Raw genomic sequence first — 10,045 nt, 5'->3', positions numbered from 1 at the left:
ATTAATGTTCATGTTAGTCAACAAAATATATTGTTCTCACTAGCTTACTATAAAGTTATGCATGAGGCTTATTTGCAAAATTATTCTTATTCAAAATTAATTCTAAAAAGCATTAATAATTCTGTATTAATAAATCAAAACATAGAAAATTTAATTAATAGGGTTAATATATTTCTTGATTTAATTATAAATCAATTAAACGAAACAAAGGAAAACATAAGTTTAGGCTATTATTACTTAAATATAGGTAATGTATCCTATGCATATAATTTATCGAGAAAAGCTTTTAAATCAATTGAAAATGCAAATTACTCTACTATATGGTTATCTGATCTTTATTCTGAAATATATAATAGCATAGGCCCTTACAATTATTTACAAAAAGGACTAAATGAAATTGAAATTTCTGAAGGTAATTTAACATATCAAATAAACCAACTAATGGAAAAAATTAATTCGTATAAAGGTAATGTAACTGTTAATTTATACTCAAACGTAACTGAAGCATGGGTTGGTAATGTAACAAGAATTTATGGTAATGTAACATATTTACATAACTATATAAGTAATGCAACTGTAGAATTGATTTTTCCAGATTATTCAATAAATGTAACAACGAACTTGCATGGACAATTTTCATATAATTACAAAATACCATATATCTATGATAATAAAACTTGCATTTATGCAATATTTATACCTAACAAATTATATAATTATTTGCATGAAAATTCTTCAATTATATGTATAAAAAATCTGTTTATTAATCCTAAAATTGAAATTCATATAAATAAGACTAAGATTTTACCCAATACATATTTAAAAATATATGGGATATTGCTCAACATAAGTCCTTATATTAATAAATCTATAATAATTTACATTAGACAAATTAATTTAATAAAAGTGATAAATATAAGTAATAATAATTTTTCAACAAATTTGTTAATACCAGATATACCTAATGGCAATTATACTTTAATATTTATTTTACCGTCAAATGGGATATACAATAAAGCACAGTTTGTAACTAATATTAACGTTTACAGACTTATACCAAAAATTAACTTTACTATGGCTAAAACAGCACTTTCTGGAGAAACAATAACAATAAAAGGCGTGGCTTATTTTAATAATACTTATTTAAATAATTCAGTGATAAAAATAAGCTATTTAGGAAATAATATTATTACAAAAACTAATTCAAAAGGGGAATTTCAAGCTAAAATTACTATTCCCCCAACATATATGAATTCCCATATAAACGTTACATTACTATTAATCCCCAATGAAAGTTATTTTTCTCAAATTTCAGAAAGCAGAGAGGTTTTTATTATAAATCCAATAGCATTGGTTTTAGGGACTGCAATTTTATTATCTTCTCTGAAGTATATTTATGATAAAGAAAGAAAAAAGGAAAGTAAGAATATAAGTAATGAGGTAGAGAAGAATAACAAAACCCCTGAGATATTATCAACTAGAAAGAAAATATTAAGTGATGCATTTTCAAAATTTGTCAGCAATATTTACTTTAATTACGGGTTAATTTTGGAAGATTCAATGACTCTTAGAGAGTATTTTAAAATTTTAAATACCAAAATTATTTCTAAAGAAAAAATATCGAGATTATTAAGTTTACTTGAAAGGGAAATTTATGGTTTTGGGTTAAATTATAATGAATTCGATGAATTAATTACTCTTTTATTGGGTGATTTTAAATGATCTCAAAAATTAATATAGGGTTAATTACGTTTATTTTTGTTATGTTGATTTTAATTTCTTATTTTCCAAATACTCAACCCTTTTCACCATTTAATAATGGATGGAATGGTATTTCTTCATTGTATAAAAATTCTTCTGGACTGATAACTTCAAGCTCGATGCTTAATTTTAATGGAGTATTAGTAATAGTAAATCCAGAGAAAATGCCTACAAATAAGGATATACAAAATCTTAATAACTTTTTAAAAAATGGGAATGAAATTATTATATTTGGTGATGGAAATTTAGTTAATGGGTTAATTAAATTACTTGGGGGAAATATTATTACAAATAATGAAATTGTTTATGATGATATATTTAACTATAAGTCAAATATTTTCCCTTTAGCATTAACTAACAATAAGGAGAAATTAGTTTTATTTTATACATCGTATTTAAACAACGGCACTCCAATAGCTAATACTTCTTTTTTCAGTTACATAAAAAATGGATCAAATTTAATATATGGACCATTTACTGTTTCTTCTGAAGAATACATAAACAAGGGTAAAATAATTGTTATATCAGACCCTTATTTTATATTAAATTATGTATTTAATTTAGGAAATAACCAAAAATTCTTCTTTAACTTAACAAATGGAGAAAAATATTATATTGCAACTTTTCTTCAAAACGAAACACCATATCTTTTTTTAAAAATACAAATTAATAATTTATCAAAATTTATTTCTCAACTTTACATGCAAATAATTTTATTATCGACATTTTTCATTGCTTCAATTTTTGTTTATAGCTTAAAAGAAGAGGCAAAAGTTAATAATTCCTATAATATAAATAAAATAATGAAAGAACACCCCGATTGGGATAAGAATCTTATAAATGAAATTTTAGAGGAGAAAAATAATGAATCCAAATAAGGCTTTAAATATTAAAGAAAAAATAGTAAATGAAATATCTAAGTATTATATAGGTGGTGAGGATTCTATAGAAATTCTATTGGCTAATCTTATATCAGAAGGCCATGTAATTCTTGAAGGAACGCAAGGATTAGGTAAAACAACACTAGCCAAGTTATTTTCTCAAGCTATTGGAGTTGATTTTAAAAGAATTCAGATGACTTCAGATTTATTACCATCAGATATATTAGGCACATTAGTTTGGGATCTGGAAAAAAAAGAGTTCAGAATAAGAAAAGGACCAATATTTAGCAACATAATATTAATAGATGAAATTAATAGGGCACCTCCTAGAACCCAATCTGCATTATTAGAAGCAATGCAAGAAAAACAGGTAACAATTGATATTAACACTCTATCGCTTCCAGATCCATTTTTTATAATAGCCACTGAAGTGCCTAACGATACTGGAGGTATATTTCCTTTAACCATTACTGAATTAGATAGATTTTCATCAAAAATCATTATTAAAATGCCAGATAGAGACAAAGAATTGGAAATACTAAGAAAAATTGATAGTATTGATAAACCTATAGTAGAAAAAATAGTTTCAATTGAAGATTTAAGAATTATGAGAGAAGAGGTTAAAAGTGTTAAAGTTAATGATAATGTAGCAAACTATATGCTAGATATCCTAAATGAACTAAGGAAAAATGATATAAACGATGCGATAAGCGTTAGATCTTCTATTTGGTTTTATAAAATTTCTAGAGCAATTGCTTATCTTAATGGAAGAGACTTTGTTATTCCAGATGATGTGAAAAAAGCTGCATTTCCTGTATTAAGGCATAGAATATTTAGTCAGGAATTAAATGCAGATTCCTTAATAGAAATAGTATTGAAAAAGATAAAGGTGCCTAAAATTTGAGATATGAATTATTTTTATTTTTTTCCTTAATTGTATTAGGAACTGGAGTCGCATTTAAAATTTATGATTTTATATACGTTTCTTTAGCATTTCTTTTGTTTATATTAATAGACTATACTTTTTTATTTTTCATGAAACCAAGATTTTATTTTGAATCGCCCATAAACAATGTTGAGTTATTTAGGGGTGAAGAAGTAGAAATTCCACTATATTATAGCTATAATAAAAAAATTAAAATTATTTCTCCATACAATTTTGTTAGTTTAATAATTAATACAAAAAGTGATTTTAATAAATTTAGAATAAATTTAAAAATAAGGGGTCTAAGATCTGGTATCTATGAAATTAATAAACTTCATGTATTATATAGGTCTATTTTATTCGAGAAAAAGATAGAAGTGTTAATAAGGCCTAAAATAAGATTAACAGTATATCCCAAGTCTTTTTTACTATTTAAAGAATTGCAAACTTATTTTTCCAAAGGATTTACATCACAATCAAATATAATAGGTAGAGGAGAAGAATTTGCATATACTGATAAATTTAATAGTAATGATGATTTTAGGAGAATAGATTGGAAAAAAACAGCAAAATATAATGACATAATGGTTAAGAGATACTATTGGGATCTTTACGGTAATATAGGAATTATAATAGATTTAGAATCTACCGATGAAAATTCAGCTGATGATCTAGCAACAGAAGCATTAAATTTGATTAAGTATTCAAACTTGTTCCAGGGAAATATTTATGTTTACGATGGCCAAAATATTAAAAATCTTAGAAAAGATGTTTATTCCGCTTTCATATACATAGTTGATATGATGAAAAAGTATTATCCAGAAATAAATAGAGTATTAGATTTTAAAGATATCTATGATTATTTGAAAAATAAAAAGAAAGATAATTTTAATACAAATAGCATAGAAGACAGGTATATTATTCTAACTCAAATTTTAAGCGAACTAGCCTTTAAATATCCAAAAGCTTATATAATTCAACCCACTAAACCTTGGGTTTACATAGATGATATAGAAACATCTTACAATATAAGGAAAATGTATGAAAAAAACTTGAACAAAATCAAAGAATTAGGGTCAAAAGTTTTTAGTTCTTTCAATGAAATTGCAGGTGGTGTTATTGAATTTAAATAAAAAAGGATTCTTACTATACCTTTTTATTATTTTGGGTACATTATTTGGTATATTATATGCTTATTATATGTTTGAATCTGGGTTAAAGGGTGTTTACGGAGTTTATGATATATACGGCCCTCTATCAAGAGAGCCAATGTCAGGTATATTTTTAATACTATCGGAATCAACATTATTTATTGCATCTTTACTTGCATTAAACGAAAACAAAAAATACTATTATATAATAATTTATTCTATTTCATTAATAATATTTCTCAGATATTTCTGGCCCGACTTTTCTAATTATTATTATATGACTGATTTTGAGGATTCTTTTAACCATAATTTTCAGTCAACTTATATAACAACTTATGGGCATATAGAACCAAATACTTATTCTTCTCTTCAACCGGGATTCTGGCTAACATTAGCTGAAATAATATTATTAATATTTGGTAAAACTAATAGCATAACTTCTCAGCCATTTTATTTCATATTAAAGTGGTATACAACAATTTTCATAATTTTATCTATACCAATAGTTTATATAACTATGAAACTGTACGGATTTGATGATAGGAAATCTTCTTTAGCATTAATAGTTTATTTAATAATTTCATCTGAATACTCTTATGTTGTTTCAAATGATTATGCATTATTACCATATGCGTTAGCATCTGGATTCTTCATTAAAGCAATAAAATCGCAAGAAAAAAAGGATTATTTAACATTTTTTATTTTGTCTTTATTTGCTATGTTTAATCATCAACTCATATCTTTATGGCTTTCCTTTGGGGTTCTAGGGATTTCTTTAATTTTACTAATATTTCCTCAAAAGATAGTACCAAAGTCTAATGTTTTTTATTTGTTATCAACTTTTATTATTGCATATTTATTAAGAATAATATATGCATCAGGAAATTTACTACAGTCCAATATCACGTATGTATTATCTAGTATATCTAGCGGCATCAATTCATTATTTGCTCTACTAAGAAAGCCTAGTTCAAGTAGCTTAATAACTGAATCAATAAGAGCTCTACCATCTTATGCATTAGCAGTTAAAGTTAAGGAAATTGATTATATATATTTGTTAACAGTCCCATTTTTTACACTTTTTATTTTAAGTTTTAACAGTAAAAAGATAGAATATAAAATAATCTTTCTTTTATTAATATTTAGTGGAGCTATAGCAGCATTTCAAGTAATCGGGATGGGTGGAGTTGGATGGGCTGATAGGTTGCCAAAAGATTTACTTCCATTGCTTGCATTTTCATTTTCGTCTATTATTTTTTATGATAAAGAAAACCTAAATAAAAAGAAAATTAAAAATATTATAAAAGGATTTGGAATCATTTTTATAATAGTTGGCTCAGTATTATCTTTATTTGCTACATTTGCAGGTTATTCTACGGTAGCATTTCCTGATAGTGAACCGTTTGGAGAAGCTGGTATTGGAATTGGAATAACTAACTATACTGCTCCAAACTTTAATTTTTATTATTATGTAGACTATGGTTCAATTTTAACGGAAAATTCATCTCCTAGTTATTATGAATATGCCTTATCATATTTTATCTATGGTGTCTATTCAATAAATCCAAATGTTACATATTTATTAAATAATCTAAATATGGTAACTTCTCAATCAAACGTAATTTTGATGACACCAACAGATTATATATTTGATAAATTTAAATAGTTTATCATTTTTCTTTTAAATAATTCTTTATCCTGTATTCCATTCTCCTTAAATACGTGCTTAACACAGCTAGCATCAAACTTTGGAATCCTGTTGCGGTTAAAATCAAGGCAATTATGGCTTTAACAAAATGATCTATGTGTAAATACACATAATCTATAACTGTGTATATGCCTAATATTATTCCTGGAATCATTAATAATGATCCAAGTAAAAAGAAAACCATCACCGGATTATAACGCCAAGACAGTCTTACCATATCAATTGCTATTGATAATCCATGTCTTATTCCTAACTTTTTTCTTCCTTTTCTCTCTCTATATTCAATATCAACTTCTCCTATTTTATTTCCAACAGAAGATATATGTGCTGCTATTTCACTTTCAACGCTAAATCCCTTCATCTCAAAAATAGCTCCTTCTAAAGCTTTTCTTTTTACTAAATACATCCCACTTAAAACATCTCTTAAATGAACCCCAAATAATATATCAAAAAATTTTGTTAAAAACCAATTTCCGAATCTATATATGATGTTTTGGTTTTTTCTATTTCTTACACCTATTACTTCATCATATTCATCATTTTTGATTAATTTATGCATATCAATTAAATATTTAGCTGGGTAAGTATAATCACCATCAATGATTAAAATATAATCTTTCTTTACATGCATTAATGCCTCTTTTATGGCATTTGCCTTCCCTTTCTGGCTTTGCGTAAATACGAAAACACCTCTTTTTTCTACTTCATTTCTTGTATTATCAATGCTATTCCCATCAACTACTATAATGTCATCTTTTTCAACATAATTTAAAATATCATCTATTGTTGGGCCTATTCCATCTTCTTCGTTTAATGTGGGAATAATAACATTTATATCGTTTAATTTACACAAACTTTCACCATTTTAATAATTAAAAAAGCATTATATAAACCTTATTTCTCTTCTTTTTCCCAAATAATCTCTTTATTGTATAAATTTTTTATTTGGGCAATTATTAAAAATATTTGCGTTAAAATCCAAGTTCTTACGGTTTTAGATATTAATGAAACTAAAAATATTATAAATAATATTATTGAAATTAGATTGTGTAATAGCAGTAAATAAATCCCTATAAATATAGAAAGTAAAAGTAACCAAGGATTAATCAAATGTAAAAAATATTCTACCAATATTATTTTTTTATAATCTTTATTTCTAATTTTTTTATAATCTTTTATTGCAACACTAAAATATTGGACTAAATGCTGGGCTCTCCTAACCCTCCAATGAAAATAGCCCTTTTTCGGAACTAACTCATTACAAATAATTTCTTTAACTGCTAAAGACCTTAAATTATTAAGAGTAATTTTATGAGACGCATAGCTATCATCGGCTCCCATATTTTCATCGAAGTTAGTTAGATATTCTTTTTTAAATGCAAAGAATTCTCCATGAGCAATTGAAGTTGAAAATATAGAGCTTTCACCTAGTCTAATAACATTATATAAGTCTCTATAAGACTTTTCTATTTTTTCATCATATTGTTTCTTAATGCATGTTACTGCACCTATTTTTTTGTTGTTTAAAAAATTAACAGAAATTTTTATTGCATCCTTATTAACCCATTTGGAGTCTGCATCAGTTATAATTATAATTTCTCCTTTTGCATTTGCTAAGGCATAGTTTAAAGCATTTGCTTTTCCCATCCTCTTCTCTTGCTTTAATATTTTTACATTATATTTACTTGCTATTTCTACCGTTTTATCAGTACTATTTGAATCAACCAATATTATTTCAATCTTATCTTTTGGATAATTTTGAGATAATATGTCATCAATCTTATCCTTTATATTTTTTTCTTCATTATATGTTGGAATTATAATTGAAACTAATGGATAGCTTATTTCATTATTAATATATTTTTCAAAATCTTCTTCTTTATTTTTCATGTATATGTAGTAAAAAATCGGTAGCCCAATATGTAATGTAATTAGCGTTATTAACGTTATAAGCAATATTACAATTAATGTTGATATCATTTTTAAATACCCTCCTTATTTTCTCAATATTAATAATATAAATTTAAATGTTTTATATAATTATTGAGGAGTGAAGTTTGTTTTATTATATTTATAATGTTCCATTATTCTATTGCTTTCAATGCTCATGCAAAGGGCTTATAAATTCTTATTATTATAATGCTTTATATAAATCCATTGGTTAGAGATAATTGATTAATGAATATACTTGTAACAATTATTGAAGATATTATTAAAACAGACTTAAGAGTATACATGAAAGACACGAAAGCTAAGCAATAACATTAGGAAATCAAGTATTGCTAAACATATCACTTAATCCATTGGAATTACTTTTGCTTAATTGTTAAACTAGGCTAGGTGAATTATTCAAAATTGTTTGCACGTACTATAATCTAAAATACCACGAAAAGAGCAACTGTATGATGTATCTTAGATATTAAATAAGCAATATTATTTAGAAAATAAGCTGATATTAAACCATAACATAAAGCTCCAGCAATTTTGCTTCTAAAGCAAAAGCAATAATGAAAAATGCAAATTAATGCTTATAACATTTGCTATATTTGCCATTACTGCTCTCATAACTAATACAATCCCACTATGATTTGGTAGTACAGAATTCATTATAGATGGCGTATTTGAGTAAACAAAGAATCCATTACCAACACATGCTAAAAATAAGAATAATGCAAATTCTGGATAGGGAAAATTAAAGTTTAAAGTCATCATCAATAAAAATGATATAAAAACCAATATCATACCTCTAGTAGATAACCTCCTAACTCTTTGTTCTCTATTAATTGCCATAAGTTAGAAAACTCACTTAAACTAATAGAACTACATTTAATCCACTTGGCAAAATTTTATAAAAAGCCCTTCAGTATAGTGCCTTAATCTAATTCCAGCAAAAAACCAATACAATAAATTACCCACTTAGTCTAGAATGCCTTAGCAATTATGCCTTCTTAAAGAGATTACTAGCTTTTTATAAATAGTTACCTACTAAAAATTTATAGGAGTAATAGTACATTTTTATTAGGGGTATTGATTTGAAAATCTTTAGCAATAATCTAAAGAGCACTTTTAATAGATTTGTCCATAAAAGTTTCACAAGCTTACGTTCACATCTAGGGATAATAGAATTATCTGTTATTACTTTTAAACCCAAATTTACCTCAACTTATGTAGAGTTTAATCTTGACATCAATACAATAAGACTCTAGAGAGATGTAAGCAAACAAGACATTTTAAACTTATACATGTTTTCTGCAAAATATGGCGTTAAGTGGGGATCTGATTGGAAGTTAGACCCTGAAAACAATATAATAATTACTCCAGATGGAATAAAATTTCTAATCAATGGATTTGATTTTTTAATTTTCGCTGAGACATTCCTCTATGATATCCATTTCATAGACTTTGACTTAACGGGGAGAACCGTTATTACAGCAGGCGCGTATGTTGGCGATACGCCATTATATTTTGCTAAGAAAGGGGCTAAGGTCTATGCATTCTAACCTCAAGCTTCCTGCTTTAGTATAGCCAAAAGAAATTTAGAATTAAACCCTGATCTATCGAAGAACATAGTTTTAGAAAACTATGCCATAGGTATAGATGGTAGTGTGGAGTTTCCAGA

General features: G+C 26.0%; 9 protein-coding genes. 6 read left to right on the top strand and 3 right to left on the bottom strand.

Features of this window, described 5'->3' with window-relative positions; translation table 11 throughout:
- The 5 genes from RXO53_RS06605 to RXO53_RS06585 form a co-directional block, all read left to right on the top strand.
- Positions 1–1,722, top strand: a 1,722-nt coding sequence (locus RXO53_RS06605) for a hypothetical protein (protein ID WP_410713449.1), incomplete at its 5' end; no start/stop codon positions are given.
- Positions 1,719–2,639, top strand: a complete 921-nt coding sequence (locus RXO53_RS06600) for a DUF4350 domain-containing protein (RefSeq protein ID WP_410713448.1) — start codon at positions 1,719–1,721, stop codon at positions 2,637–2,639. The genes RXO53_RS06605 and RXO53_RS06600, both read left to right, overlap by 4 nt.
- Positions 2,626–3,546: an AAA family ATPase gene (locus tag RXO53_RS06595; protein WP_410713447.1), complete on the top strand. Its 921-nt coding sequence runs from the start codon at positions 2,626–2,628 to the stop codon at positions 3,544–3,546. The genes RXO53_RS06600 and RXO53_RS06595 overlap by 14 nt, the downstream gene beginning before the upstream one ends.
- Positions 3,543–4,700, top strand: coding sequence for a DUF58 domain-containing protein (locus tag RXO53_RS06590; protein WP_410713446.1), 1,158 nt, complete (start codon positions 3,543–3,545; stop codon positions 4,698–4,700). The genes RXO53_RS06595 and RXO53_RS06590 overlap by 4 nt, the downstream gene beginning before the upstream one ends.
- A complete protein-coding gene (locus tag RXO53_RS06585; RefSeq protein WP_410713445.1) occupies positions 4,687–6,384 on the top strand; it encodes a hypothetical protein in 1,698 nt (565 codons plus the stop codon). The genes RXO53_RS06590 and RXO53_RS06585 overlap by 14 nt, the downstream gene beginning before the upstream one ends.
- Before the next feature lie 4 nt (positions 6,385–6,388).
- Here the strand turns inward: RXO53_RS06585 and RXO53_RS06580 are convergent, their stop codons facing one another.
- From RXO53_RS06580 to RXO53_RS06570, 3 genes are all read right to left on the bottom strand, one after another.
- Positions 6,389–7,279: a glycosyltransferase family 2 protein gene (locus tag RXO53_RS06580; protein ID WP_410713444.1), complete on the bottom strand. Its 891-nt coding sequence runs from the start codon at positions 7,277–7,279 to the stop codon at positions 6,389–6,391.
- Between the two features lie 41 nt (positions 7,280–7,320).
- Entirely contained in the window at positions 7,321–8,406 is a 1,086-nt protein-coding gene (locus tag RXO53_RS06575; protein ID WP_410713443.1) for a glycosyltransferase, read from the bottom strand.
- A 510-nt stretch (positions 8,407–8,916) separates the two neighbouring features.
- On the bottom strand, positions 8,917–9,216 hold the full coding sequence (locus tag RXO53_RS06570; RefSeq protein ID WP_410713442.1) for a hypothetical protein: 300 nt from the start codon (positions 9,214–9,216) through the stop codon (positions 8,917–8,919).
- A 452-nt stretch (positions 9,217–9,668) separates the two neighbouring features.
- Here RXO53_RS06570 and RXO53_RS06565 point away from each other — a divergent pair, with 452 nt between their 5' ends.
- The gene (locus RXO53_RS06565) at positions 9,669–9,926 is read left to right on the top strand and encodes a hypothetical protein (RefSeq protein WP_410713441.1); all 258 of its coding nucleotides are present in this window, start codon (positions 9,669–9,671) and stop codon (positions 9,924–9,926) included.
- Positions 9,927–10,045: the final 119 nt, after the last annotated feature.

Source organism: Caldisphaera sp. (assembly GCF_046536515.1).
Taxonomy (GTDB): Archaea; Thermoproteota; Thermoprotei_A; order Sulfolobales; family Acidilobaceae; genus Caldisphaera.
The sequence above is the reverse complement of the archived record's forward strand: the minus strand, read 5'-3'. Positions and strand labels throughout refer to the sequence as shown.

Coding starts and splice junctions, on each gene's coding strand:
- RXO53_RS06600 (WP_410713448.1), top strand. CDS start 1,719: ATGATCTCAAAAATTAATATAGGGTTAATTACGTTTATTTTTGTTATG.
- RXO53_RS06595 (WP_410713447.1), top strand. CDS start 2,626: ATGAATCCAAATAAGGCTTTAAATATTAAAGAAAAAATAGTAAATGAA.
- RXO53_RS06575 (WP_410713443.1), bottom strand. CDS start 8,406: ATGATATCAACATTAATTGTAATATTGCTTATAACGTTAATAACGCTA.
- RXO53_RS06570 (WP_410713442.1), bottom strand. CDS start 9,216: ATGGCAATTAATAGAGAACAAAGAGTTAGGAGGTTATCTACTAGAGGT.
- RXO53_RS06565 (WP_410713441.1), top strand. CDS start 9,669: ATGTTTTCTGCAAAATATGGCGTTAAGTGGGGATCTGATTGGAAGTTA.